This window comes from Bacillus sp. JST-5, from assembly GCF_057747715.1.
Map to the genome: position 1 here is coordinate 19,496 of NZ_JBYLHW010000012.1, position 26,710 is coordinate 46,205.

A 26,710-nucleotide genomic window follows, 5' to 3' on the forward strand; every position below is an offset into this window, starting at 1 on the left:
TCCGTAAATCATATAAAGAAGGAGGAGTAGGGTATGGTATTAAAACTTGAAAATGTAACAAAAAAATTTGGTAATTTTACGGCTGTTAATAACTTGAATATTTCTATTCCAGAAAAAGAAATGTTTGGTTTTTTAGGGGCAAATGGGGCCGGTAAAACAACAACATTCCGTATGATTCTAGGGATATTAGATCCTACGGAAGGGAACATCACTTGGAATGGAAAAAAAATAGACTATTCGACAAGTCCGTATATAGGTTATTTACCTGAAGAAAGAGGATTATATCCTAAAGTAAAGGTAAATGAACAAATCGCCTATTTAGCTAAATTGCGTGGAATGGATAAAAAAGAAGCATTAAAAGAATTAGATTATTGGTTAGAAAGATTTAAAGTTCCTGAGTATGCTAATAAAAAAGTTCAAGAGCTATCCAAAGGTAACCAACAAAAAATTCAGTTTATTGCATCTGTCATTCATAAGCCTAAACTATTAATTTTGGACGAGCCGTTTAGCGGACTAGATCCAGTCAATGTAGAAATGTTAAAAAGTGCAGTCATTGATTTGAAAAATAATGGAACTTCTATTGTTTTTTCCAGCCATCGAATGGAACATGTAGAAGAATTATGTGAACATCTATGTATTATGCATAAAGGAAGTCCAGTTGTACATGGATCTTTACGTGAGATTAAACGTAGTTTTGGAAAGAAAAACTTAATTGTTCACGCTGATTTTGACGTAACTTTCTTAAAAGATATTCCTGGAGTTGTAAAATCCAAAATGACAACAGAAGGTATTCAGTTGCAAATTGAGGGTGAATACGTTGCTGAGAAAATTTTTAAAGAATTATCTGGCAAAGGTTTTGTCCGTAAGTTTGCATTAGAAGAACCTTCATTAAATGATATATTCATTGAGAAAGTAGGTGCGGAATATGAATAATTTTTGGACGGTCTTAGGTTATACATACATGTCAAAATTGAAATCGAAGCAATTTATTATTTCAACGATTATTACTCTCGTTTTAATATTGGCTCTAACAAACATTTCGAAAATCATTGATTATTTTGAATCAGAAGAAAAAGTAACGGTTGCTGTTAAAGATGAAACAGAAGAATTTTTTGCTCTTTTTAAAGAACAAATGAGCAATATAAATGAAGACATTCATATTGTACAAACAACGGAACAAGAAGAAGAATTATCGGACAAAGTAACAGAAGGTGAATTAGAAGGATATTTAATTATTCAACAGGATGATCAAGCGTTAATTAAAGGATTATATAAATCAGAATCGATTGCGGACTCATCCATTGCAAATGAATTGCAAACAGCATTACATCAAGTAAAAACTTTTGTTGCTGCCAACAAATTAGACTTAACTAATGAACAATTACTAATGTTAAATAGTCCTGTCCAATTTGATAGAGAAGCGTTACAAGCAAATGCCAAATCAGAAGAAGAATTAAGCCAAACACGTGGAATGGTTTATGTTATGCTTTTTGTCATCTATTTCTTAGTTATTTTATATGCTAATATGATTGCAATGGAAGTGGCTACGGAAAAATCATCCCGCGTTATGGAAATATTAATTTCAAGCGTATCGCCAATTACTCAAATGTTCGCGAAAATTTTTGCGATTGCCCTCGTAAGTTTGACGCAATTAATTGTTTGGATTGGGGTTGGATATTTCTCTATTAAACAGAACCTTGAAACGATGAGTGGAGGATTTTTCACGTTCTTTGGTTTCCAAGACACACAGCTTTCTACAATTATTTATGGTGTAGTATTCTGTTTACTTGGATATTTATTATATGCTACGATGGCTGCATTTTTAGGTTCGCTAGTGACAAGAATTGAAGATGTTCAACAAATGATTACTCCAATGATAATGTTTGTAGTTGCAGGCTTTATGCTAGCAGTATTTGGTTTAGATAATCCAGAAGCATCCTTTGTAACTGTTACTTCTTATATTCCATTCTTTACGCCAATGTTAATGTTTTTAAGAGTAGGAATGTTAGATCTTCCTCTTTGGGAAGGATTCCTAGGAATTGGAATATTAATTATCACAATTGTGTTATTAGCAATCTTTGGTGCAAAAGTTTATAAAGGTGGAGTATTAATGTACGGACAATCAGGAGCATTAAAAGACATTAAAAAAGCACTCCAACTAACCAAAAATAAATAACTCAAAAAACGAGTATAGATGTGAAAAACCATTTATACTCGTTTTTTTATTACAATGATTAGAAAAGAATCCAAGTAAAATTCATCTATATGAATAATTTTGCTTATAGAACAGAACGTGCATTCGTATTTTTTAGATGTTACAATAGAAGAAAAAGGTAAGGAAGAAATCTGATGAAAAAAATAAGTTTTATTCATGCGGCAGATTTGCATTTAGATAGTCCATTTGTTGGATTGAAAACGTTACCGAGTACAATCTATGAACGAGTTCAAGAAAGTACCTTTCAAGCTTTTAACCGCATTATTGATGAAGCAATAAATAGGAAAGTAGATTTTCTAATTCTAGCTGGAGATTTATATGATGGAGAGAATAGAAGTATTCGTGCTCAAATTCGACTTCGTGATGGATTTCGAAGGTTAAATGATGTTGATATTCCTGTTTATATCATCCATGGGAATCATGATCATTTAAGCGGAAGTTGGACAAATATTAAATTTCCAGAAAACGTACATGTTTTTCCTAGCTATGTGGATGTGAAAAAATATAGAAAAAACGATGTATCGGTTCATTTGTATGGGTTTAGTTATCCTTATAAACATGTACATGAATCGATGATTGAACAATATAAAAAGATAAATGGAGCTGATTTTCATATTGGCATCTTACATGGCCAAGATCAAGCAAATAATGAGCATTACAACTATGCACCATTTACCCTCGATCAACTTTTAAAGAAGGAGTTTGACTATTGGGCACTTGGGCATATACATAAAAGACAAATTTTGTGTCAACAACCTTATATCATATACCCAGGAAATATCCAAGGGAGAAATAAAAAAGAATTAGGAAATAAAGGAGCTTACTTTGTTGAACTAAGTGAATTCGGTACAACAGTGCAATTTTTTGAAACGGCTTACTGTATATGGGAGCAAGAAGTGATAGACTGCCAAGATTACAAAACGATAGATTCCTTAATAGATTTTTGTTTGCAACGAAAAGAACATTGGCGAAAAAATACCAATACTTTTCTCCAAATAGAATTTACAAATTACGATTATGAGGAATCAAAAGAAGAATTATTATCCATTTTGCAAGACCAAGAGGAATTTCAAACACCGTTTGTATGGGTGCACGAGATTCAAATCAACAATCAAAATCATTTCTCGATGTTTCAAGGAGATTTTTTTCATCAGTTAGAACAAGAAATTCAACAACCTATTTCTCTTGATGAAGTTCTATCACCACTGTATTCACATGTACACGCACGAAAATTTTTAGAAGAATTGACTGAAAAAGAAAAAGAAGAATTAATTGAACAATCTAAAAATCTACTTTATGACTATTTTAAGTAATGAATGGTGGGAGAAACTTGATTATTAAAGAAATACACATTTACGGATACGGGAAATTTGAAAATTTTATCATCAATAATATTAACTCCCTCCAAGTGATTTTTGGTGAAAATGAGGCAGGAAAATCGACAATCATGTCATTTATACATAGTATTTTCTTTGGCTTTCCATTGAAAAATCAAAGTGAGTTAAGATATGAACCAAAATATCATGGAAAGTATGGAGGGAAGATTATTCTTCATCATGAGAAATTTGGAAACATTCAAATTGAACGTGTGAAAGGAAAAGCAGTGGGGGATGTTACGGTAATTCTTGAAAACGGCACTACCGGGGATGAAGAACTGCTCCTTGAAATAATAGACCATATAGATAAATCATTTTTCCAATCGATTTATTCATTTAATATTCATGGATTGCAACATGTACATAAAGTAAAACAAGAAGATTTAAGCAGATTTTTATTTTCCGCCGGTGCAATTGGGTCGAATCGTATTTTTGAAACCGAAAAAACTTTGCAAAAAGAGTTAGACAATCTATTTAAAAAACAAGGAATGAAGCCTTTATTAAATGAAAAGCTAAGAGGACTAAAAGAACTTGAGTTGAAAGTTCAAGAGGCGAAAAAAAATATTTCACAATACGAAAATCTTATAAAAGACTATGAATTAAAACGAGATCAGTTGAAACAAAACCGACTACGTTTTGCCAGATTAACAGATGAAAAAAATCAACTGCATGAATGGAATCGTACATTCCCACTCATTCAAGATTGGATGAAAGTAAAAAAACAGTATGACTTAGTTAAAGACATACAATTAAAACAAGAAGAAATAGAGGGAATAGGTGATCTTATCCATAAACTTTCTGAAGTGAAAAATCATGTAGAACGATTAAAGAACAATATTGATTCTCTTCAACAAGAGATGTCCGAGCTTGAGATAAATAAGTATCTCATTGAAAACGAAACATTCATATCTTCCGTCTTGGAAAAAGCACCGTATATAAATAAATTGGATCAAGAAGCAGAAACCATTCGCTTTCAAACTGAAGAGCTTTCTAATGAGATTAAGAGAATAAAAAGAGAATTAAATATTACAGCTAATGATCAAGAGATTGAGTCGCTAAAGATAGGAATGTCTTTGAAATCCAATATTTTAAATTTAGAGAAAAAGCGCCATACTTTAGTAGATAAAAAACGTTCATTGGATCAACAACTCCAGCAAATTCAATTAGAGATTCTTCAGCGTAAGAAAAATAAAGATACGTTATCAAGAAAGCTGTTACCTGAAGATGTTAGAGTAAAATATGAAAAAGTACATTCCGACGTAGAAAAACAACTCGTTGAAAAAGAAATAGAATTTGTGAAAAAGCAAAAATCTCTATTGGAAAAAAGTATTGCAAAATCAAATTTGTTTTCAAAATGGGGTATTCCTATATTATTTTTTTCTTTATCCATAGGAAGTTTTCTCTTTCAACAATCCGAATTAGCAATTTCATTATTAATCATTGGCATTTTATATTTCATATTTTCTTATTATCGGAAAGATCCAAATGATTTCATTCTAAATGAGTATAAAGAAAAAGAAAGAGAATTGTTAGAGCAATTTCGGCGAATGGAAAGTGAAGAAAATGGGAATGAAGTCATTCAGTTACTTGAAAGAGATAAAATGATTCGAAAACAGCTAGAAGTTTTGGACATGCAATTAGAACAAGATGAGAGAAATGCGCACTCGATTGCCGAACAAAAAAAGCTTTGGAATGTTGAGTATGAAAAATTACAATCTGAATATCAAAACATAGCCAAAATGTTACACTTACCAATAGAATTGGGGATTGAACATATCCATCAAGCAGTCACATTGCTTGATGAATTAAAAATGAAACTATTACAAAAAAATGAATTAAAAAATAAACTACTTCGAATGGAAAAAGAATTACACGAATATGGCGATACAATAAAGAAAATTTCTGAAGATGGAAACTTTCAGTTTACGGATTTCCACTCATTTATTTTTGTATTAAAAAAATTATTACAAGAAGAACTTCGGAAATTTTATCAATGGGAAGAAAAAAACAAAAAGTTGATAGAATACAAAGAAGAATATCATTTATTGGAAAAAGATAAAAATTTTTATGAACAACAATTGAAATCAAAGTTAAACGAATTTCAACTACATACGGTTGAAGAATGGAATGTCTATTTTGAAAAATGGGAAAGAAAAATAGAAATAGAGAAACGGTTAGAAATGATTCAGCAGCAAATTCCTCCTATGATCTTATCTAAAATTCAAAGTGAAATAGATCCGAAACCATTTTCAGATGAAGAATTGTACGAAGTTGAAATGCAAATGGAGAGACTTCAAAAAGAAATAGAAATGTTGGAACGCGAATTGGCTGAAATCAAACATAAAATAGAATTACTAGAAAACGGAGGAACATATACCGAGCTTCTTTATCAATATTATGATAAGAAATTCGAATTTCAAGAGTTAGCCAAAAAATGGGCAACATATGCAATTGCACAATATGTTCTTTCCAATACCATTAATCGTTATAAAAACGAGAAACTACCAAAAGTGTTGCAACAAGCGGGATATTATCTTTCGATTTTAACGAATCATGCTTATCATGAAATATTATTGGACGATACAAATGATGAATTATTAGTAAAAAGAGCGGATTTAACAGTTTTCCATTGTTATGAATTGAGTCAGGCAACACAAGAGCAAGTATATATTGCTTTAAGATTTGCATTGATGACACAGATGGATCGAAAATGGAAATACCCGATTATCATTGACGACGGTTTTGTCCATTTTGATGATGATCGATTGGAAAAAATGATCTTACTATTGAAAGACATAAGTCGTCAGTATCAAGTAATATTTTTTACCTGTCATCGCAGATTATTATCGAAGTTCGATAATGATGCTATACTTTATTTACAATAAATTTTCATGCAGTAACTATACAGTAAGTTTTACTAGAGTATTAGGTTAGGGAGGGGTCTTGGTGAAGGGTATTCAATATTTGGAAGTAGGGGAACAAGTGGATCAATTCCTTCTTGTAAAAAGCTGTACAAAAGGAGTTGCTAGTAATGGCAAACCTTTTTTAACATTAATCCTTCAAGATAAAAGCGGAGTTATTGAAGCAAAATTATGGGATGTATCCCGAGAAGATGAGGAAATGTATATTCCGGAAACTATTGTAAAAATTAGTGGAGAAATTCAAGATTTCCGTGGCCGAATTCAACTTCGGATTAAACATATTCGTCCTGCTACCCAAGCGGATTCTGTGAAAATATCCGATTTTCTTGAATCAGCTCCACTTACCATTGAGGAAATGTCGAGTAAAATTACACAATATATATTTGAAATGCAAAATCCTAATATTCAACGTATCACTCGTCATTTATTAAAAAAATATCAAAAACCATTTATGGAATTTCCAGCAGCAACAAAAAATCATCACGATTTCGTTTCTGGATTAGCGTTTCACGTTGTATCGATGCTCGATTTGGCCAAATCCATTTGTCAGCTGTATCCATCATTAGATAAAGATTTATTATATGCAGGAATTATTCTTCACGATTTAGGGAAAGTTATGGAATTATCTGGAGCGATTGCTTCTTCTTATACAGTTGAAGGGAATCTCCTCGGTCATATTTCCATTATGGTCAATGAAATTGGTAAAGCAGCAGATGAATTAGGAATTAAAGGAGAAGAAGTGATTGTTCTTCAGCATCTCGTTTTAAGTCATCACGGAAAGGCTGAATGGGGGAGCCCAAAACCACCATTAATAAAAGAGGCAGAGATTTTACATTATATAGATAATCTTGATGCAAAAATGAATATGATGGATCGAGCGTTACAAAAGGTGAAGCCCGGAGAATTTACGGAAAAAATATTTGCACTTGATAATCGTTCCTTTTATAAACCTACTTTTCATAAATAAATTCTCAATATATCAAACTATCATAAACATATCCATATTTCATATTTTCTCCTCCTTGTTCATATATTGAATAATGGACAACCTATTAGGAGGGATAAAATGGTTCCGTTTTGGGTTTATATTATTTTAGGTGGAATTATCATTAGTGCGTATATGGTTATTAAAACATCACGAGAGGAACGAAAATTAGAGATGGAAGAAGCAGAAAGAGAAGGTCAAGTGTATTTAGAGCGAATGAAAAAAGAAAGGGAAAGAAAACGACAAACTTCTGTTGGGATGTAAAAATCTTAAGGATAAAACTTAATTTTATATTGAAATGCTGAACAAAATTCATTCCATTTTTTACTAAATAAAACAAGCATCATTTACCACCTAAGGAAAATGATGCTTGTTTTTTCATTTATTCAGATTTAAATAAATCTTTAAAGTCTTTATCTTTTACGTCAATTTTTGCTTTTTTCAAAGCTTTATTTAATGCTTCTTGAAACTTCGCATTGTCTACTTTTGAAACTTTTACTTCGTATTCAATTTTTTCTTTTATTTCTTCAAAAGGTTTTTTCTCCTTAACTTCTGTTGCTTGAATGATATGCCATCCAAATTGAGATTTAACAGGTTCACTAATTTCGCCCTCTTTTAATTTGAAAGCTGCATTAGCGAAATCTTGATCTAATTGGGATTCAACTAACCAACCTAAGTCTCCGCCTGATTCACTTGTTGAATCTTTGGAATATTTTTTTGCTAAAGCAGCGAAATCTTCACCAGCATCTAATTTTTGTTTAACTTCTTTCGCAGTTGCTTCGTCCTCAACTAAAATGTGGCGAGCTTTTACTTCTGGTTTTAATTCCGCATAATATTCTTTTAATTCTTCTTCAGTGACCTTAACATCTTGTATGGCTGCTCTTTCTTGTAACTTTCTAAATTTAATTATTTCCTTCAATTCCTTTTCATCTGAAATACCGGAAGATTGAAGAGCTAAATCAAAATTGTCTCCCAATTCATTTTTAATTTTTTCTAATTCTTCTTCGATTTCTTCTTTAGGAATTGTAAATTGGTCATTTAACACTTTTTCATAGACGAGTTCTTGGAGAACTTCTTCGCCGTAGCGTTCCTTTAACTCATTATAAAATTCTTCTTTTGTAATATTTCCAGCCTTAGATTCGACGATTACTTCTGAATCGTTGTTACAAGCTGTTAGTGATAAAACTCCGATGACAAGTCCAACTGATAGTACGAGCTTTTTCATGTTCCACATCTCCTAAATCTTTTCTAGTCTAGAGCATTTTGTTGTCCTTATATATGTTTGAGTGTAGGTCATTGATGAGTTATTACGAAAGGACAATATCCATTATTCCACAAAATTAACTATATCATAAATGATCCCGTGAAATAAAATGTTTCTTCAAAAAAATAGATGGAATTAGGTATTTGTACTATACGACCAGTAGACAAAAAACATAGGATAAATCGAACACAATAAAGGAGGTATTTGCTTATGTCTCATGCTAATAACGGTTTTGTGTTACTAGTTGTGCTGTTTATTTTACTCATTATTGTAGGTTGTAGTTGTGGAGGTTTCATTTAAAATTTAGCTTTTAGGGGAAACGCCTAAACGAAAAATAAAGGAATTGAATAATATACACTACGACTGGTAGGGAGGTGTAGTTATGTCTGGAGGATATGCAGGCGGTGGTTTCGCGTTACTAGTTGTATTATTTATCCTTTTAATTATTGTCGGCTGTGCATGCTGGTGGTAATGCATGGTAGACAAAAAAGGGACTTTTCTATACGGAAAAGTCCCACTCTTATTATGTATATAATATTTCAACATATGACGAGATTAATAAAATCATAACTAAAATATTGATCGTACGAAAAACTTTTGGTTGACGATCCTCTGGGATTTCTTTTTGGATACAAAGCGAATTTGTTAATCTATTAATATTATATATGACAAATACCGCAAAAATAATAAATAAGTAAACAATCAATGTTACTTCCTCCTAACGATCCCCTAAACATAAGATACCAAAAATTCATTGGTTATCATAGATGCTTTTTTTAGAAAATATAAAATTACGGAACAAGCACCCTTATGACAAGGATGCTTTTTTTTCCGTTAATATCGAATATCCGTCTGCACTTTCTTCAATGAAACAATTTGCTGGACTTTTTACTAAATACTTTAAATATACAAAATCAGTAAAGCAAATTCCAAGATGAAAAGATAACAATATCGTAAAATAATGAACATAGTGAGGAAATAAAGTTATTCCAGTAAAAATAACAGCATTTAGAATAATAAATGGACAAATTAAGGAAATGACGTAATTACCTTTTTTTACCGGTTCCTTTATAATAATCGTTATTTGTGGAAATATATATGCAATAGTTTTCCATTGAATGATAAATTTATGTCTAGTAATCACTAGTGGCAAAAAGTGAAAACATTTATGAACCGGATAAATGGCTAAAAAACTTAGAATAAAGAAAAATAAATGATTATCATATAATGGTTTTTCTCCAAAAAGTATTAGTATAGGTACATATAGTAAAATAAAACTCCCCAAAATAACGATGAAAGACATGATAACAAAGAATTTTTCACCATATTGCTTTTCAACGTTAAATGATTTCCAGCAATTCATAAATATTCCATCCTTTTTAGGTAAAAAACTTACTTACATACTTTATTACGAACGTCTAGAAAAATCAATAGAAGAAAATAAGATTTATAGTTGAATATCATCGAATTTCGTAACATACTAAAATGTTGAGTAATGTAGAAATTATTTAGAAATAAAAAGAAGGAAAATTCTATTCCAATGCGAAATGTTTGTATAAGTAATTAGGAGGAAGGGACTCTGTAATGGATGAATTATTGAAGAAATTAGAGCGAATACAATATCATCAACGTTTAATGATAAACATGCTTACATATAGCAACGAACCATTTACAAAATTAATTATTTTAAACGATTTGTCTGAAGAAGAGGTTCAAGAATTCCATGAACTTTGTGAAATTTTGAACAAGAAAATGGAGGAACAAAGAGCGGAAGGTTTTGTTTATTTTCATCCGCTATTAGATGAATTTACTAAACAATTAAACTCTAAATTGAAAGTAAAAGAAACTGTAGAAGCATGTCTTCAGCAAAAAATGTACATAGATTTGATGGAACAATTTAAAAAACTATTATCATGTTAAACTGTTTTTTTCTCTGAATTTTCTTTTTTTATTAAACCTTCTTCAGTTTCTACAAATTCATTTTCTATGTTACTGAATGCCTTTTCAAAAATTTCCATAAAATCGTTTCCATAAATATTTCTTACGATTGCCATTAATTCTAAAAATTCCGGGAATTTCCCATACATTTTTTTCAAAGGAATAGCTCCGCTAAATACAGAGTTTTCTTCTGGATTGTATTGTTCAATTAAGTGTAGGAGGATTTTTTCTCCTTCTTCAGTTAATTCGACATAAGTATTTCGTTTATCATTTTCCTTTTTTGAAAATGTTAATAATCCCCGCTCTTCAAGTTTTTTCGAGAAGTTAAAAGCAGTAGAAACATGCATCACTCCAAATTTAGCGACGTCTGAAATAGATGCACCTTTTAAATGGTAAGCGATCCATAAAATATGGTGTTCGTTTATATTTAAGTCATATTGTTTGATCCATTGTTGCCAATCCTTTTCGACCGACTTCCATAGCGCTTTCCCAAGTTGTGCAATTCGTTGGCTAAATAAAAGAGCTTCTTTTTTCGAAATGTTTTTTTCAGACACATTTTTCACCTTCTTTAAATATATATATCTATTATTATGCCAATAAAACAAAAAATTATAAATAGTAATTTACAAAATTTTTTGAAATTATATGGTAAAAAAATTTATCGAATTGTTACCTTGATTCAATAAAATGATCTTCAAGCTCATTGATAGCAATTTCAATTTTTTTCAACTCGTTTTTCAGTTGGATGGATGGGTTTTTTTTCTTTGTTAATAATTTTTTGTTTATCTTGGTAGTGTCTCCTCCTAAATTTAACATCAAATCTCTCCACTCTTTCCCGGATTTTGGACTTGTTAATAGGGCGGTGGAAGAACCAACGATAATGCCAAACAATGCGCCATACAGAAATGATTTAAATTTCACTTTCCTTCACCTCATATTATTTTGTTTTACAAATTTCTACATATTTTTTTAAATTCCTTTTTTTATTTTTAAGAAAGAAAAATGTTTTCATTCATTTAAAGATATTTAATAAGGAGGGGAAGAAAAGAAGAAATAATTTTTGGGATGTAAGTAGTTAGCAGAATTAATAAAGCGGATTGCATTTATAGATATTTTTTCATTTTATAGGGGCCATTTTATAATTCAAAGATCGATTTGTATTCAATTAAAAAGACCTGATTCTAAGAGAGAACCAGGTCACATTTTATTTATAAAGCAAAATTCATCCTTTTTGCGAGTTGTGTGACAATCGGATAAATGATGACAAACGCTATTACGTTAAAAACAACTGCCGGTAAAACAACAGATGTAAAAAGGGCAACAAACGGTCCAGGTAATCCTACTATAAGAAATGCGGAACTTAAAAAGACTGTTCCGGAAATTAAAGTTCCGATTGCCGTAAATACGGAGTAACTTATAATATTTTTGTATTTATGAATGAAAGTAACTATCGTGAAAAAGGCAAAACCTGTAATGAATTTATCAATGATATTTGGTACAAATCCCCCTGGAAATGTTGTCGTCAATCCAGAGATAATACCAGTTGCTAACGTTAGAAGTAGTACATATCGTCGGTCCGGGAATAAAATAATCCCTAAAAACATCATCGTCAAACTAAAATCGGGTTTCATTCCTAAATAAATTCCTGGAACAACTGCATGTAGCACTGTTCCAATCCCTACAAATAATGCAAGTAAAACAATATTTTTTGTTTGCATCCTCATCTCTCCTCTTCTAAACTTTCTAAACTCAACTACTCCTTTAGTGCCCTCTGGCCTAAAGCGAGAAAAGTGATTGTGTATATCTTATCATATGATTAAACATCTGCCTAGTGAAAATATTTGAAAATTTCATCAATAAAAAAACGGACTAGATTCATCTAATCCGTTATGACATTTGACTCCGTATGTATTCTGCAATATTTTGTAGATCTTGAGGGGAATAATCATTCTCGTGAGTTTTCCACACAGCTCCAAAGCCGTCGCCTTCTCCGTAGCGAGGAATAATATGTAAATGGTAGTGGAAGACTGACTGACCAGCTTTCTCCCCGTTGTTATTTAATAAATTTAATCCAATTGGATTGTATGCTTTTTTAATGGCATTGCTAATTTCTGGAACAACTTCAAATAACTTTGAAGCAATTTCTGGAGTTAATTCAAAAATATTTTCTTTATGTACTTTCGGGATGACAAGCGTATGTCCTTTAGTCACTTGACTAATATCAAGAAAAGCAACGACATCATCGTTTTCAAACACTTTTGCAGAAGGAATTTCCCCCTTTATAATTTTGCAAAAGATACAATCACTCATCTTGTCCCATCCTTTCATTCATTATTAGTGTCATTTTATCATAAATTAAATAGCTCGGAAAAGAAAGAAAAGGGCAAGGTCTGTTATCTATAACAAACCTTGCCCGTGTGAAGGGGCCTTACATTCTCATAAATGAGTGAGAAGAGGTTATACTATTCAAGCTGATCATCCCCATTCGTTTTCTAATTGTTAAACGAATTTATTGATGATCTTTAATGAATACCTCAATTTTGAAACGAGGCCTTTCCTCTTCATTTCTAACGGTGTTTGTCTTTAACAGACACCCCCGTTTTTCTTTGTAGTCCCCTTCGATAATTATATTGTCCAATGGTTTCTGAAATATGCACAATCTTCATTTTGTTAATATTTTTTCTTATATCCATTCTTTGTTAAAATAAAGCTAGTGAGTTAGTGATTGTTAAAGGAGTATGAATATGAGCTTATTGAAAATTGATTCATTAACAGGGGGATATACAAGGACACCTGTATTAAAAGATGTTTCTTTTGAAGTAAATAATGGAGAAATAGTTGCATTAATCGGGTTAAATGGTGCTGGTAAGAGCACAACAATTAAACATATTATAGGCTTAATGGAACCAAAAAAAGGGAACATCGCAATTAATGGGATAACTTTTCATGAGAACCGTAATGAATATCGAAAGCAATTTAGTTATATTCCTGAAACTCCCATACTATATGAAGAACTTACATTAGAAGAACATTTGAAATTAACAGCTATGGCTTATGGATTAGAAGAGGAACAGTATGAAAAAAGAATGACGTCATTAATAAAAGAATTTCGAATGGAAAAAAGACTAAAATGGTTTCCTTCTCATTTTTCCAAAGGGATGAAACAAAAAGTAATGATTATGTCAGCCTTTTTAGTACAACCATCTCTATATATCATTGATGAACCATTTGTTGGATTAGATCCATTAGCCATTCAATCATTACTTCAATTGATGAATCAAATGAAAAGGTCTGGTTCTGGCATTTTAATGTCTACCCATATTTTAGCGACAGCTGAACGTTATTGTGATCGATTTATCATCTTACATAATGGACAAGTCATTGCAAGCGGTACATTGGACAATTTAAGACATCAATTTGGAATGAGAAATGCTAATTTGGACGATATATATGTTCAATTAACAAAGGAAGATGTTAATGAATAGTAAAGAGTTATGGAGAAAAAGATGTACCCAACGTTTGAAAGAAATAAGCAAATATTTACGCTATATGCTAAACGGCCATTTACTTTTTGTATTAATCATTGCTTTAGGTGCCGGAGCTTATTATTATCAACAATGGGTAGATAATATTTCTAATGAATTCCCTTCCGAATGGATTTTTATTCCTATATTTTCGTATTTATTAACGAAAGGAACGGTTACAACATTTTTGCAGGAAGCCGATCAAGTCTTTTTACTCCCTTATGAAACGAAAATGAGGCCATATTTTATTCGATGTTTTCTTTTAAGTTTCATTTTACAATCTTATTCTTTGTTAATCGTGTTTTTAATTGGGGCTCCTTTATTCTATAAGACGATAGACCTTACTGTTAGCACACCAATATTATTAACTATAATCGTCTTCATCAAAGGCATAAATTTATTAACTAAATTTTGGGTCGATTTTGACAAAGATGGTTTCACAAGTTTATGGGATTTTATCATTCGCCTATTATTAAACGGCACGATTGTGTTTATGCTTTTGCAAAATTCAAACATCTTATTCGTTTGGATCATTTTATTGATATTAATCGCATATTCGTTATATTTTTATTGGCAATCAAAAAATAAAAGTTTGCATTGGATAAAATTAATATCGATCGATGAAAAGAAAATGGCGAACTTTTATCGACTGGCAAATTTATTTACTGATGTTCCTAAGATGAAAAATAAAATTAAACGAAGAAAATGGGCAGATTTTATACTGTCCCCAATCCGTTTTAATAAAGAAAGTACCTATACTTTTTTATATTTGCGATCTTTTGTTAGAAATGGAGATTATTTCAGCTTAGTTGTTAGATTAACGGTAATCGGTAGTTTATTGATGGCTATCGTTCAATGGAATATCGCAAGTTGGTTCATTGGTTTGTTATTTTTATATTTGACTGAATTTCAATTATTAAGTATGTGGAAAATTTACGATTATATCATTTGGATTCAAATTTATCCTGTCGATCACAAAATTCGCCAACAATCATTCCTACGCATCATACTATATATTGGATTATGTCAAAGTGTGATATTTAGTTTGATAACTGCATTGTTTGGAAAAACTGTAGATGGATTGGTAATGCTTCTTATAGGAGGAATGTTTACTTACTTTTTTGTTAATGTCGTTAGCTCATCAACACTTCGAAAATGGACGATTCAAGAATAAAGAAGAATTGAGTGAATCATTGATGAATGCTTATGAACAAAAAGTCCGTATTGAAACTGAAATTTGGAAAAAGAAAATATTAAAAAAACCAGGGATGTTTAATCGATTTGCGAAAAAAACACAAACAAAAATAAATGAAAAAATTCCTGAAAAAGTTCATGAGTTTATTGCTTCAAGTATTAAAAATATGATAGAAGCTGTTTTGTCTGGAGCGTATTTAATCTCAAAAAAGAGTGATTTTTTGCTTTCTCTGGAAGAAAGGGAACGTGTCATTAAAGAAAAATTAGAAACTTATCGAAAAACGGCTGTAGTTGAGGGAGCAGGGACAGGAGCTGGAGGGATCCTCCTTGGACTGGCTGATTTTCCGCTATTGTTATCGATTAAAATGAAATTTTTACATGATGTAGCCGCTATTCATAACTGCCCACTCAATAAAAGGGAAGAGAAACTATTTTTATTGCATGTTTTCTTATTAGCCTTTTCCAGTTATGAAAAAAAGAAAGAGACGTTAAACAAAATTTGTCACTGGGAACAATTACCGATCGATAAAAAAGAAATTGATTGGCAAGTAGTTCAGCAAGAATACCGGGATTATATTGATTTAGCGAAAATGTTGCAATTAATGCCAGGGATTGGAGCTGCAGTAGGGGCATATGCGAACTACAAATTGTTGGATACTTTGGGAGAAACAGCTATTTATGCATATAGAATCAAATATTTTCAAAGAATTAGCTAAAAGAGATTGGAATAAAAGTGTTTTTATTATAGAAAATAAAGGGTGAGTTGTATAGAACTGCTCACCCTTTTCCAATAGGGTTCTTTCACCCCTCAAATTGTATTCCTTAAATTTGTGGCCATTTACGCTAGGCTGATATTATATTACTTAATATTTTGATATTCGATAGCTGCTTTTCCTAATGTTTTTGCTGCAATAAGCATTGCTTTTTCATCGATATCAAATTTTGGATGGTGATGCGGATAGGCATCATTTTCATTCACTGGTTTTGCTCCTGTAAAGAAAAACGCACCTTTTACATGTTGAAGATAATAGGCAAAATCTTCTCCTCCCATTTGAGGTTCAGCTTCTTCTACCGTTTTAACTCCATCAATGGTTCCAGCTACCTCTGCTAAAAATTCGGTTTCTTCCTTATGATTAACAACGGCTGGATAACCACGATCATATAAATATTCATAGCTGCAATCATTCGTCATACATGTACCTTGAACGATACGTTCAATATCTTTTTCAATAAAGTTTCTTATCTCCTCGTTAAATGTTCGAACTGTTCCAATTAATTTAGCCTTATCAGCTATAACATTAAATGCGTTATCGGAAACAAACGAACCAATGGAAACAACTGCTGAATCAATAGGATTTACTTTTCTGCTAACGATTTGTTGTAAATTTACAACGAGTTGTGAAGCGCAAACGATGGCATCTTTGGTTCGGTGTGGTTGTGCTCCGTGACCACCTTTTCCTTGAATGGTAATCTCGAATCGGTCAGCAGCAGCCATAATCGGACCAACTCGATACTGAATTGTACCTGTTGGTTCTGTCGCCCATAGGTGGGTTCCGAATATTACATCTACTCCATTTAAACAACCATCTTCTATCATCGTAATAGCCCCACCAGGAGCATATTCTTCTGCATGTTGATGGATTAACACATATTCTCCTTTTAGTTCATCTCTAAGTTCATGTAACACTTTTGCAAGAACTAACAATGTAGCTGTATGGCCATCGTGTCCACAAGCATGCATGACTCCAGGAACTGTTGATTTGTATGGAACATCTTTTTCATCTTGAATAGGAAGTGCATCAAAATCTGCTCGTAAAGCGACTGTTTTTCCTGGATGTTTCCCTTTAATTTTTGCAACAACTCCATTCCCTCCAACATTTGTTTGCACTTCCACTCCAAGATTTCGATAATAGTCAGCTATGTAGGCAGCAGTTTTGAACTCTTGGAAGGAAAGCTCGGGATGCTGATGCAAATATCTTCGAATGTGAACCATTTCTTCGTAATAGTTTTGAAGTTTTTCATTTAGCTTATTAAACATAAAATTATTCACCTCGATATATTACAATTTTTATATTTTCATAGTACACTTTATAAAGAAACAGTATAATCAAAAGTTTTCATCAATTCAAATTTATTTCATCATTCGAAAAAATTAGCTTAGTTATAATCTATTACAAATATATTTTTATAGCAAAACATTAATTTGGAAAATCTTACATCCTATTTTTTATGTGTACAAAAATATAAAATCGAAAAATCAGTCTCTAGACGGAGAATATATCGTCCCGTGCGAAGTTTTCACGTGTATTCTTCTCCAGTATATTTATATTAAAGTTAGCTCAAAGAAAGAAGGGACTAATAAATGAGAACAGCCTCACAAATAGTTGTCGCATGTATTTTACTTGGAATTGGTGTCATTCTTTTATTAATAAACTTAGGTGTCGTTTCTCTTGAATTCCAAAGTTTTCTTGATTTGTTTTACCCATACGTATTTCTTTTATTAGGTGTAATTTTATTAATACAATCGTTAAAAATGCATTCATCTTCAAGACTATTTTTCGGATTATTTTTGACTGTTTTCTCCAGCCTCTTAATATTGGATGACAATGGAATATTGACCTTTCATTTTTCAGACTTTTGGAGTTTATGGCCTTTGATTTTTATATACATTGGTGTGAAAAAATTATTATTTAAAAAGAAAAAAAAGTCACCCAAAATTTTGACATACACCTATAGTTCGGAAAATGGTAGTCAACACTTTCATTCAGATATGGATTGGGATCAAAAAAACTCACAAGGAAAAAATGTCTTAGTTGGAAATTTTGAATTTAAAAAATCTAACTGGTCATTAGAACCAATGAATCTTGTAAATGCCGTTGGGAATTATTACATTGATTTCAGTAAAGCGTTTATCCCTGATCAAGAAACACCTGTATTTATTAAGGGTAGAATAGGTGATGTGAAAATCATTTTGCCTGAGGATGTTCCAGTTAAAATAGAAGCATTTAATTCTATTGGTGATATTAAATTATTTAAAGAATCGTATGATCAAATTGGAAGAGGGGATTGGGTAACTTATATTTCACCGGATTACGAAGAAGCTACAAGAAAGATTCATATAAGAGTAAAACTAAGTATCGGTTCCATCCGTATAGATAGGGTGTAGATTTATGAAAAATTCATTTATTAGTTTACGATTATGGTTTGTAAAGCATTATATTGCAACGGGATTCATTATTAGCTTACTGTTCTTTGTTAGTATGCAATTATTTATGACCGTTTTTTCTCCGAAATCCATAACGATAACAGCAGTTACCTATATATCTATCTATTTGTTTTTACTATCGATTGGAACTACCCTTTATTTTGGATTAAGAGGAAGCGAAATTTTTAAAAGTCGAATGGGGGACTTATTAACGTTTGTTTCTACATTAAGAAGAGGGAAATTTTCGGAACGAATTGAAGTGAAAGAAAATGATGATATTGGTTTAATAGCTCATGAGTTAAATGACTTGGCTTCATATATTGAAGATCAAGTCGCTTCGTTGCAACGCTTAGCAGATGAAAATGCAACGCTAGCTGAGCAAGCTCATTCTGCTGCGGTTTTAGAAGAAAGGCAACGATTAGCAAGAGATTTACATGATTCAGTTAGTCAGCAATTATTTGCTCTTGGTATGTTATCATCTGCAACATTACGCTTAATTGATATTGACGCAAAACAGGCAAAAAAACAGCTGGAGGAAATAGCGGAAATTGCTTCAAAAGCACAAGGCGAAATGAGAGCGTTATTGCTGCATTTACGACCAGTGGATTTAAGCAACGATTCTTTAAGTGACGGTCTAATCAAATTATTACGGGAATTAAAAGAGAAAACAAATTTACAGTTTGACGCTAGTATTGATGAAATTGATGCGCTCTCAAAAGCACAAGAAGAGCATCTTTTTCGAATCGTTCAAGAAGCATTATCCAACATTCTTCGTCATTCAGATGCAAATTTGGTTAAGGTGTCTATGACCGAAAAGGAACAATATGTACATTTATTTATTGGTGATAATGGAAAAGGATTTAATCTTATGGAAGATAAATTGACTTCCTATGGGTTAAAAACTATGAGAGAACGTTGCGAAGAAATAGGTGGCATATTTAATATTCGCTCAAAAATTAACGAAGGGACATATATTGACATTAGAGTTCCATTAAAGGGGAGAAAGTAAGTGGACAAAATAAAAGTAGCGGTCATTGATGATCATGACATGGTTAGAAAGGGATTAATCTCATATTTAATTACAGAAGATAAAATAGAAATCGTTGGAGAAGGTTCTAGTGGGAAAGAAGCGGTAAAATTAGTTCGTGAAACAAGGCCGGATGTGGTCTTAATGGATTTATTAATGGAGAACGGGACCGGTATTGATGCAACAAAAGAAATTATGGAATTTTATCCAGATTGTAAAATTATTATTATAACTAGCTACTATGATGATGAAACAGTATTCCCTGCTATTGAAGCGGGAGCGTTTAGCTATTTATTAAAAACTGCTCGCGCTGAAGAAGTGATTGAAGCAGTTTATAAAGCAGTTAATAATCAGTCAGTTATTGAACCAAAAGTTGCTAATAAAATGATGACTAAACTACGCACAAAAGAAAGAAAACCACATGAAGACCTAACAGAAAGAGAATTGGAAGTTTTAATGTGCATTGGAGAAGGTATGACAAATCAAGAAATAAGTAAAGAACTTTTTATTGGGATTAAAACGGTGAAAACTCATGTGAGCAATATTTTAAGTAAACTCGGAGTAAGCGATCGAACACAAGCAGCGATATATGCGAATCGGAATCACTTAGTAAAATCAAATAAAAAATAACCGCAAAGCTACAAGCGGTTATTTTTTATTTCTCCAAATCTTCTTCTTTAGGAATCCAATATTTTCTTACATAAGTGGGACTATGCATTTTTAACATTTGAAGGCTAAATTCTTGAATGAGAGAATCAGGAAATGTATACAATTTTTCCGATAGAGAGTAAGCGTTGGCATCCTTCCATACTGACATTAGCACGTAGGTGTTTCCTTTTTTTGGTCGTAGTGCCCGAAAGGCTTGGAAGCCATAAAAGAGTTCGATATTTAATGAATGATTTTTTAAACGATATTCAAAAACATCAATCGCTTCTTCATCAATAGGAATATAGTGCATCACACAAAATCCTTTTTGCTGTAAGACTCCAATATGACTAATTACCTCATACGACCTAGGTGTTTGGAAAATCGATTTTCCATTTGTTTCATGTACCAAAAGGGTATCCGCTTCGCTTTGCATTAGAATAATGGAATGTTTTTTTTGATGTTTCTTTTTTATGTTCATCATAAACGGAAATGTCCCACTTGTAATATGTATGTTCATTTTGTATTCCCCCAATATTTATGACAAAATAAAGAAGATAAATCAGTCAATTTTATGACAATTTCCCTACTATACTATACAATTTTATTCGGAAAGGCTATATTTTAACCATAAAATAGACGGGGCAAATATTTTTGTATTTTATGAAAAATATATTAAAATGACATAAGTATGTGAAAGGTGGTACATAAATGCCTAAAATAGAAAATGATACACTTTTGCGGGCAGCTAGAGGAGAAAAAACGGAACATGTTCCGGTTTGGTATATGAGACAAGCTGGGAGATCACAACCAGAATATCGGGCATTAAAAGAAAAATATTCCTTATTTGAAATTACGCATCAACCAGAGCTATGTGCGTATGTAACGAGACTTCCAGTAGAACAATATAATGTCGATGCTGCTATTTTATATAAAGATATTATGACTCCGCTGCCGGCAATGGGGGTAGATGTTGAAATTAAAGGAGGAATCGGACCTGTCATCCATAACCCGATTCGTACTTTACAAGATGTTGAAAAGTTAACGAACATTGATCCAGAAAACGATATTCCGTATGTATTGGAAACAATCCGAATTCTTACTGAAGAACAATTAACCGTACCTCTTATCGGATTTTCTGGTGCACCATTTACAATCGCTAGTTATTTGATTGAGGGCGGACCTTCAAGAAACTATCATAAAACAAAAGCTTTCATGTATTCTGATCAAGATGCTTGGTTTGCCCTTATGGACAAGCTTAGTGATATGATTATTACGTATACAAAAGCGCAAATTAAAGCAGGTGCCAGTGCTATTCAAATTTTCGATTCTTGGATTGGTACACTGAACGCGAATGATTATCGTACGTTCATCAAACCGTCGATGAATAAGATTTTTACAGAACTTCGTAAAGAAAATATACCACTTATTATGCATGGAGTAGGAGCAACTCATCTAGCAATGGAATGGAATGACCTCCCATTAGATGTCATTGGGCTTGATTGGCGATTATCTATTCGAGAGGCTAGAGAAAAAGGTGTAACAAAAGCGATCCAAGGAAACTTAGATCCTTCCTATTTATTAGCTCCATGGGAAGTCATTGAAAAACAAGTGAAGAGGATCTTGGATGAAGGGATGGAAAGACCTGGATTTATCTTTAATCTAGGGCATGGGGTTTTCCCAGAAGTTCAACCGGAAACATTAAATAGATTAACATCTTTTATTCATGAATATTCTCAAAATAAATAATGAGGTGTCTTCAATGAGCAAAAAGAAAATGGGACTTTTAGTCATGGCTTACGGAACGCCATATAAAGAAGAAGATATTGAAAGATATTACACACATATCCGTCATGGAAGAAAGCCTTCAGAAGAATTAATTCAAGATTTAACAGAAAGGTATCGTGCCATCGGAGGTATATCTCCTTTAGCCAAAATTACTGAAGAGCAAGCCGATAAACTTGAAAAAAGGTTAAATGAAATTCAAGATGAAATTGAATTTACAAAATACTTAGGCTTAAAACATATTGAACCGTTTGTTGAAGATGCTGTCCAAGATATGCATCGTGATGGTTTAGAAGAGGCAGTCAGCATTGTTTTGGCGCCGCATTTTTCAACATTCAGTGTAAAATCTTATAATGGTAGAGCAAAAGATGAAGCAGAAAAATTAGGCGGTCCAACTATTACATCTGTTGAAAGTTGGTATGATGAGCCAAAATTTATTCAATTTTGGGCAGAACAATTGAAAAAGACGTTTGCTCGTATGAGCGAAGAAGAACGCGAACATGCGATTGTTATATTTTCTGCTCATAGTTTACCGGAAAAAATCTTACAATATGGAGATCCTTATCCGAAACAATTAGAAGAAACAGCTGAACTAATTGCAAAAGAGGCCGGTGTCAAAGAATATGCAATTGGATGGCAAAGTGCAGGAAATACACCAGAACCTTGGTTAGGGCCGGATGTACAAGATCTAACTAGAGATTTATACAATGAAAAAGGATATAAAGCATTTGTTTATTGTCCAGTTGGATTTGTTGCAGAACATTTAGAAGTATTGTATGACAATGATATAGAATGTAAGGCGGTTACTGATGAAGTAGGTGCTTCTTATTTTCGTCCGGAAATGCCAAATGCCAACGATGAGTTTATTGATGCACTTGCAAATGTAATTTTAAAGAAACTTGGAATGTCAAATTAACAGAAGGCGATGATTACCATGTCAGTAGGGAAGAAAAGGGTAGTTATTATCGGTGGAGGAATAGCCGGCTTATCCACCGCTTTTTATCTTCAAAAAGAGATAAAAGAAAAACAATTGCCTCTTGAGATATTATTAGTTGAAGGAAGTCACAGACTTGGTGGTAAAATTCAAACGGTAGTAAAAGATGGATTCATTATTGAACGGGGCCCTGATTCCTTTTTAGAGCGAAAAACAAGTGCTAGCCAATTAGCATATGAGGTTGGAATGGGCGATAAACTTGTGAATAATGCCACCGGACAGTCCTTTGTTTTAGTAAAAGAAAAATTGCATCCGATTCCTGGTGGCTCCATTATGGGTATACCAACAAAATTAACTCCATTTATTACATCAGGTCTATTTTCACCAATTGGTAAGTTAAGAGCTGCGGCAGATTTCATATTACCTCGTTCCAAAGAGAAAGGTGATCAGTCGTTAGGTCATTTTTTCAGAAGAAGATTAGGAAGCGAAGTAGTCGAAAATTTAATTGAGCCACTCCTATCTGGAATATATGCTGGTGATATTGATAAATTAAGTTTAATGTCTACGTTCCCACAATTTTATGAAGTGGAAAAGAAATATCGAAGTTTAATTATTGGTATGGGAAAAGCTTCACCAAAAAGAAATAGCAATCCAAATCAATCAAAAGGACAGTTTTTAACTTTTACAACTGGATTGCAATCATTTGTTGAGGCGATTGAAGCCCATCTTGATCCTACTATGATTCGCAAAGGAACAAAAGTAGAGAAAATATATAAAGAAAATAATCAATATAAAATTGTCGTTAACCGAGGAGAAGAATTAATCGCTGACGGCGTAATTATTTCAACGCCTCATTACACTGTTCCTATGATGTTATCACAATATGAATATTTTGATTCATTTAAAGATGTTCCATCTACATCTGTAGCGACCGTTGCTATGGCTTTTGACCAAAAAGATTTAAATATACGTGAAAATGGAACTGGATTTGTCGTATCTAGAAATAGCTCCTATACGATTACGGCATGTACGTGGACTCATAAAAAGTGGCCACATACTACACCAAAAGGAAAAGTACTTATTCGTATGTATGTGGGAAGAGCCGGTGATGAAGAAGTTGTAAATCTAGCAGATGAAGAGATTGTAAATATTGTTTTAGAAGATTTGAAAAATATTATGAATTTACAGGCTAAACCGGAGTTTTATGTAATTTCGCGTTGGAATCATGCAATGCCGCAATATACGGTAGGACATAAAGCACGATTAAATACCATTCGAGAAAAAATGAAAAACGATTTGCCTGGTATTATCTTAGCCGGCAGTTCGTATGATGGTTTAGGAATTCCTGATTGTATTAACCAAGGAATAAAGGCAAAAGAAGAGATACTGAAATATTTACAATTGTAGTTGAAATAAAAAAGCTGTGGTTATCCACAGCCTTTTTATTTAACCTAATGGCTTGAATGATAATGGTTGTCGTTTCGTTTAAAATCAACAAATTTGTAGCTGCAAAATCGCCATTAATTATTTATAGATCTTTTAGTTCAATACATTTATGACACTGATTTCCGTAACATTCATGTTGTTCTTCAATGACTTCTCCACAAACCGCACACAATTTAGGTGGTAAATTTTTAAAAAATTCAACGATACTTGAATACATAAATACACCTGCTTTCTATTTTGTTATATATATTGTACTATAACAGATTAAAAAATGTTCATTACTGTTTTATTACAATTTGAAAAATGTGAAAAAACAAGCGAAATAGAGTATATTAAAAGTGGGTATAAAGGAGGGGTGTCAATGAAAATAACGGTATTAGGCTGTTGGGGTGGATATCCGAAAGTTCATGAAGCAAGCACAGGTTATTTACTTGAACATGAAGGGTTTCACCTGCTTGTTGATTGTGGAAGCGGAGTGCTTTCGAAGTTGCAGGAGTATATTAAGCCAGAACAACTGGATGCTGTTATCATATCTCATTACCACGCGGATCATATTGCCGATATTGGGGTTTTACAGCATGCGATTCTCATTCAAAGATACATATCCGGTGAAAAGAAAACATTACCGATTTACGGGCATACAAAAGAAAAAATTGATTTTGAGCGATTAACCTATAAAGATGTTACAGTAGGGATAGCCTATAATCCTTCGGAACAATTAGAGGTTGGACCGTTCAAAATTTCGTTTCTAGAGACGAATCATCCAGTACCTTGCTATGCGATGAGGATTGAAGCTGGCGGACAAGCATTGGTTTATACAGCTGACAGTTCTTTTAAAGAATCGTTTATTTCGTTTACAAAAGGTGCACAATTGTTATTATGTGAATGCAACTTTTATGAACATATGGATGGTACAAGCGCTGGGCATATGAATAGTAAAGATGCAGGAACATTAGCGGAAAAGGCTGGAGTTCAACAGTTAGTACTTACTCACTTGCCACACTTTGGGAATATTGAACAACTGAAAGAAGAAGTAAAAAAATATTTCCAAGGAGATGTTCTCCTTGCAAAATCGGGATTGCAATTAACTATTAACTAGGAGGAAAATAAAATGCTATTTATTGATAATAAAGGTATTACCGATCCAACCATTAATTTGGCCATTGAAGAATATGCACTAAAAAATTTAGATATAAATGAAACGTATTTATTATTTTACATAAATGAACCCTCAATTATAATTGGGAAAAATCAAAATACGATTGAGGAAATTAATACAGAATATGTAGAAAAAAACAATATTAAAGTTGTTCGCAGACTTTCTGGTGGAGGAGCTGTGTATCACGACTTAGGAAATTTAAACTTTAGCTTTATTACAAAAGATGATGGAGAAAGTTTTCATAATTTCCGAAAATTTACCGAACCGGTCATTCGTGCATTAAAAAAACTTGGAGTAAATGCTGAATTAAGTGGTCGTAACGATATCGTAGTTGAAGGAAGAAAAATTTCTGGAAATGCTCAGTTTGCAACTAGAGGTCGTATGTTTAGTCATGGGACGTTAATGTTAAATTCTGAAATTGATAACGTAGTTTCTGCTTTACGTGTAAAAAAAGAAAAAATTGAGTCTAAAGGAATTAAATCCATTCGTAGTCGCGTAGCGAATATTTCTGAGTTTTTAGATCAAGAAATTACAATGGAACAATTTAAACAGTTGCTCCTTCAATACATCTTTGAAGGAGAAGAAAGTATTCCTACATACGAATTAACGGATAAAGATTGGGAAGAAATTCATAAAATCTCTGAACAACGATATAAAAACTGGGATTGGAATTATGGGAAATCACCAAAATTTAATTATCAACATTCACAAAGATTCCCGATTGGCTCAATTGATGTTCGCTTAGAAGTCAATAAAGGAATTATTGAAAATTGTAAAATATATGGTGATTTCTTTGGTGTAGGAGATGTGAAAGACATCGAAGATCGATTAAAAGGAATTAAATATGAGCGTTCAGAAATTGAGAAAGCATTAATGGACGTAGATATCAAACATTATTTTGGAAATATAACATTAGAAGATTTTTTACAACTGGTATACTAAGGAAAAAGTTGCACACAATGGTGTGCAACTTTTTTATCATAAATTCCTTCTCCTAATAGTACGAATGTAACAAAGTCCTGCGGTAATATGTCAAGCACCAAAATCAAAGGAATTGGAAATTCTAAACCGCAAAAGTTCTAAAAAAGGCAA

At 32.4% G+C, this 26,710-nt stretch carries 30 protein-coding genes; 20 read left to right on the top strand and 10 right to left on the bottom strand.

The features are described 5' to 3' along the window. The first annotated feature begins 33 nt into the window (after positions 1 to 33). The 6 genes from AC3ASS_RS04515 (at position 34) to AC3ASS_RS04540 (ending at position 7,761) form a co-directional block, all read left to right on the top strand. Positions 34 to 933, top strand: a complete 900-nt coding sequence (locus AC3ASS_RS04515) for an ABC transporter ATP-binding protein (protein WP_488282319.1) — start codon at positions 34 to 36, stop codon at positions 931 to 933. After that, complete coding sequence (locus tag AC3ASS_RS04520) at positions 926 to 2,176, top strand: ABC transporter permease (RefSeq protein WP_488282320.1); 1,251 nt, start codon at positions 926 to 928, stop codon at positions 2,174 to 2,176. Before AC3ASS_RS04515 ends, AC3ASS_RS04520 begins: the two co-directional genes overlap by 8 nt. A 173-nt stretch (positions 2,177 to 2,349) precedes the next feature. After that, positions 2,350 to 3,528, top strand: coding sequence for a metallophosphoesterase family protein (locus AC3ASS_RS04525; protein WP_488282321.1), 1,179 nt, complete (start codon positions 2,350 to 2,352; stop codon positions 3,526 to 3,528). A 17-nt stretch (positions 3,529 to 3,545) separates the two neighbouring features. Further along, the gene (locus tag AC3ASS_RS04530; protein ID WP_488282322.1) at positions 3,546 to 6,476 is read left to right on the top strand and encodes an ATP-binding protein; all 2,931 of its coding nucleotides are present in this window, start codon (positions 3,546 to 3,548) and stop codon (positions 6,474 to 6,476) included. 58 nt (positions 6,477 to 6,534) lie between these two features. Next, positions 6,535 to 7,479 (top strand): 3'-5' exoribonuclease YhaM, encoded by a 945-nt coding sequence (gene yhaM / locus AC3ASS_RS04535; RefSeq protein ID WP_488282323.1) that lies wholly within the window; start codon positions 6,535 to 6,537, stop codon positions 7,477 to 7,479. Positions 7,480 to 7,578: 99 nt separating this feature from the next. Then, positions 7,579 to 7,761: a sporulation YhaL family protein gene (locus tag AC3ASS_RS04540; protein WP_488282324.1), complete on the top strand. Its 183-nt coding sequence runs from the start codon at positions 7,579 to 7,581 to the stop codon at positions 7,759 to 7,761. Positions 7,762 to 7,879: 118 nt separating this feature from the next. Here the strand turns inward: AC3ASS_RS04540 and AC3ASS_RS04545 are convergent, their stop codons facing one another. Beyond that, positions 7,880 to 8,722 carry a peptidylprolyl isomerase gene (locus AC3ASS_RS04545; RefSeq protein ID WP_488282325.1) on the bottom strand — a complete coding sequence of 281 codons (843 nt, stop codon included), beginning with the start codon at positions 8,720 to 8,722 and terminating at the stop codon, positions 7,880 to 7,882. Between the two features lie 249 nt (positions 8,723 to 8,971). On the opposite strand from AC3ASS_RS04545, the gene AC3ASS_RS04550 reads away from it, so the two are divergent. Both AC3ASS_RS04550 and AC3ASS_RS04555 read left to right on the top strand, forming a co-directional pair. Next, entirely contained in the window at positions 8,972 to 9,061 is a 90-nt protein-coding gene (locus AC3ASS_RS04550) for a YjcZ family sporulation protein (RefSeq protein ID WP_488282326.1), read from the top strand. A gap of 82 nt (positions 9,062 to 9,143) precedes the next feature. Further along, positions 9,144 to 9,233, top strand: a complete 90-nt coding sequence (locus tag AC3ASS_RS04555) for a YjcZ family sporulation protein (protein WP_488282327.1) — start codon at positions 9,144 to 9,146, stop codon at positions 9,231 to 9,233. 51 nt (positions 9,234 to 9,284) lie between these two features. Here the strand turns inward: AC3ASS_RS04555 and AC3ASS_RS04560 are convergent, their stop codons facing one another. Together AC3ASS_RS04560 and AC3ASS_RS04565 are read right to left on the bottom strand one after the other, a co-directional pair. Further along, the gene (locus tag AC3ASS_RS04560) at positions 9,285 to 9,464 is read right to left on the bottom strand and encodes a hypothetical protein (RefSeq protein WP_488282347.1); all 180 of its coding nucleotides are present in this window, start codon (positions 9,462 to 9,464) and stop codon (positions 9,285 to 9,287) included. Between the two features lie 105 nt (positions 9,465 to 9,569). Then, positions 9,570 to 10,124 carry a DUF3267 domain-containing protein gene (locus tag AC3ASS_RS04565; protein WP_488282328.1) on the bottom strand — a complete coding sequence of 185 codons (555 nt, stop codon included), beginning with the start codon at positions 10,122 to 10,124 and terminating at the stop codon, positions 9,570 to 9,572. A gap of 221 nt (positions 10,125 to 10,345) precedes the next feature. Between AC3ASS_RS04565 and AC3ASS_RS04570 the strand changes: the two genes are divergently transcribed. Next, on the top strand, positions 10,346 to 10,681 hold the full coding sequence (locus AC3ASS_RS04570) for a DUF1878 family protein (RefSeq protein ID WP_488282329.1): 336 nt from the start codon (positions 10,346 to 10,348) through the stop codon (positions 10,679 to 10,681). On the opposite strand, the gene AC3ASS_RS04575 is transcribed toward AC3ASS_RS04570, so the two are convergent. From AC3ASS_RS04575 to AC3ASS_RS04590, 4 genes are all read right to left on the bottom strand, one after another. Further along, positions 10,678 to 11,253, bottom strand: a complete 576-nt coding sequence (locus AC3ASS_RS04575; protein WP_488282330.1) for an HTH-type transcriptional regulator Hpr — start codon at positions 11,251 to 11,253, stop codon at positions 10,678 to 10,680. The genes AC3ASS_RS04570 and AC3ASS_RS04575 overlap by 4 nt on opposite strands. 115 nt (positions 11,254 to 11,368) lie before the next feature. Further along, a complete protein-coding gene (locus AC3ASS_RS04580) occupies positions 11,369 to 11,620 on the bottom strand; it encodes a hypothetical protein (protein ID WP_488282331.1) in 252 nt (83 codons plus the stop codon). A gap of 287 nt (positions 11,621 to 11,907) precedes the next feature. After that, positions 11,908 to 12,417, bottom strand: a complete 510-nt coding sequence (locus AC3ASS_RS04585; protein ID WP_488282332.1) for a tryptophan transporter — start codon at positions 12,415 to 12,417, stop codon at positions 11,908 to 11,910. Between the two features lie 169 nt (positions 12,418 to 12,586). After that, complete coding sequence (locus AC3ASS_RS04590) at positions 12,587 to 13,009, bottom strand: HIT family protein (RefSeq protein ID WP_488282333.1); 423 nt, start codon at positions 13,007 to 13,009, stop codon at positions 12,587 to 12,589. Between the two features lie 434 nt (positions 13,010 to 13,443). Here AC3ASS_RS04590 and AC3ASS_RS04595 point away from each other — a divergent pair, with 434 nt between their 5' ends. The 3 genes from AC3ASS_RS04595 to AC3ASS_RS04605 are packed head-to-tail and all read left to right on the top strand — an operon-like array spanning position 13,444 to position 16,133. Further along, positions 13,444 to 14,184 (top strand): ABC transporter ATP-binding protein, encoded by a 741-nt coding sequence (locus AC3ASS_RS04595; protein ID WP_488282334.1) that lies wholly within the window; start codon positions 13,444 to 13,446, stop codon positions 14,182 to 14,184. Further along, a complete protein-coding gene (locus AC3ASS_RS04600; protein WP_488282335.1) occupies positions 14,177 to 15,397 on the top strand; it encodes an ABC transporter permease in 1,221 nt (406 codons plus the stop codon). The genes AC3ASS_RS04595 and AC3ASS_RS04600 overlap by 8 nt, the downstream gene beginning before the upstream one ends. A gap of 22 nt (positions 15,398 to 15,419) precedes the next feature. Further along, positions 15,420 to 16,133 carry an EcsC family protein gene (locus AC3ASS_RS04605; protein WP_488282348.1) on the top strand — a complete coding sequence of 238 codons (714 nt, stop codon included), beginning with the start codon at positions 15,420 to 15,422 and terminating at the stop codon, positions 16,131 to 16,133. Positions 16,134 to 16,276: 143 nt separating this feature from the next. On the opposite strand, the gene AC3ASS_RS04610 is transcribed toward AC3ASS_RS04605, so the two are convergent. Continuing rightward, complete coding sequence (locus AC3ASS_RS04610) at positions 16,277 to 17,455, bottom strand: M20 family metallopeptidase (RefSeq protein ID WP_488282336.1); 1,179 nt, start codon at positions 17,453 to 17,455, stop codon at positions 16,277 to 16,279. 324 nt (positions 17,456 to 17,779) lie between these two features. Here AC3ASS_RS04610 and liaF point away from each other — a divergent pair, with 324 nt between their 5' ends. The 3 genes from liaF to AC3ASS_RS04625 are packed head-to-tail and all read left to right on the top strand — an operon-like array spanning position 17,780 to position 20,279. Continuing rightward, a complete protein-coding gene (liaF, locus tag AC3ASS_RS04615; protein WP_488282337.1) occupies positions 17,780 to 18,583 on the top strand; it encodes a cell wall-active antibiotics response protein LiaF in 804 nt (267 codons plus the stop codon). Between the two features lie 4 nt (positions 18,584 to 18,587). After that, positions 18,588 to 19,631, top strand: coding sequence for a sensor histidine kinase (locus AC3ASS_RS04620; RefSeq protein WP_488282338.1), 1,044 nt, complete (start codon positions 18,588 to 18,590; stop codon positions 19,629 to 19,631). Then, on the top strand, positions 19,632 to 20,279 hold the full coding sequence (locus tag AC3ASS_RS04625; RefSeq protein WP_488282339.1) for a response regulator transcription factor: 648 nt from the start codon (positions 19,632 to 19,634) through the stop codon (positions 20,277 to 20,279). A gap of 25 nt (positions 20,280 to 20,304) precedes the next feature. On the opposite strand, the gene AC3ASS_RS04630 is transcribed toward AC3ASS_RS04625, so the two are convergent. Continuing rightward, entirely contained in the window at positions 20,305 to 20,814 is a 510-nt protein-coding gene (locus AC3ASS_RS04630; RefSeq protein ID WP_488282340.1) for an antibiotic biosynthesis monooxygenase, read from the bottom strand. 191 nt (positions 20,815 to 21,005) lie between these two features. Here AC3ASS_RS04630 and hemE point away from each other — a divergent pair, with 191 nt between their 5' ends. From hemE to hemY, 3 genes are read left to right on the top strand one after another with little or no spacing between them, the layout of a single operon-like run. Then, positions 21,006 to 22,043: a uroporphyrinogen decarboxylase gene (gene hemE, locus AC3ASS_RS04635; protein WP_488282341.1), complete on the top strand. Its 1,038-nt coding sequence runs from the start codon at positions 21,006 to 21,008 to the stop codon at positions 22,041 to 22,043. A gap of 13 nt (positions 22,044 to 22,056) precedes the next feature. After that, positions 22,057 to 22,995, top strand: a complete 939-nt coding sequence (hemH, locus tag AC3ASS_RS04640) for a ferrochelatase (RefSeq protein WP_488282342.1) — start codon at positions 22,057 to 22,059, stop codon at positions 22,993 to 22,995. Positions 22,996 to 23,013: 18 nt separating this feature from the next. Next, positions 23,014 to 24,420 (top strand): protoporphyrinogen oxidase, encoded by a 1,407-nt coding sequence (hemY, locus tag AC3ASS_RS04645; RefSeq protein ID WP_488282343.1) that lies wholly within the window; start codon positions 23,014 to 23,016, stop codon positions 24,418 to 24,420. A 121-nt stretch (positions 24,421 to 24,541) separates the two neighbouring features. Here the strand turns inward: hemY and yhfH are convergent, their stop codons facing one another. Beyond that, the gene (gene yhfH, locus AC3ASS_RS04650; RefSeq protein ID WP_488282344.1) at positions 24,542 to 24,676 is read right to left on the bottom strand and encodes a protein YhfH; all 135 of its coding nucleotides are present in this window, start codon (positions 24,674 to 24,676) and stop codon (positions 24,542 to 24,544) included. A gap of 144 nt (positions 24,677 to 24,820) precedes the next feature. On the opposite strand from yhfH, the gene AC3ASS_RS04655 reads away from it, so the two are divergent. Together AC3ASS_RS04655 and lplA are read left to right on the top strand one after the other, a co-directional pair. Further along, positions 24,821 to 25,558 (top strand): MBL fold metallo-hydrolase, encoded by a 738-nt coding sequence (locus tag AC3ASS_RS04655; RefSeq protein ID WP_488282345.1) that lies wholly within the window; start codon positions 24,821 to 24,823, stop codon positions 25,556 to 25,558. Between the two features lie 12 nt (positions 25,559 to 25,570). After that, positions 25,571 to 26,560, top strand: a complete 990-nt coding sequence (gene lplA, locus AC3ASS_RS04660) for a lipoate--protein ligase (protein WP_488282346.1) — start codon at positions 25,571 to 25,573, stop codon at positions 26,558 to 26,560. Positions 26,561 to 26,710: the final 150 nt, after the last annotated feature.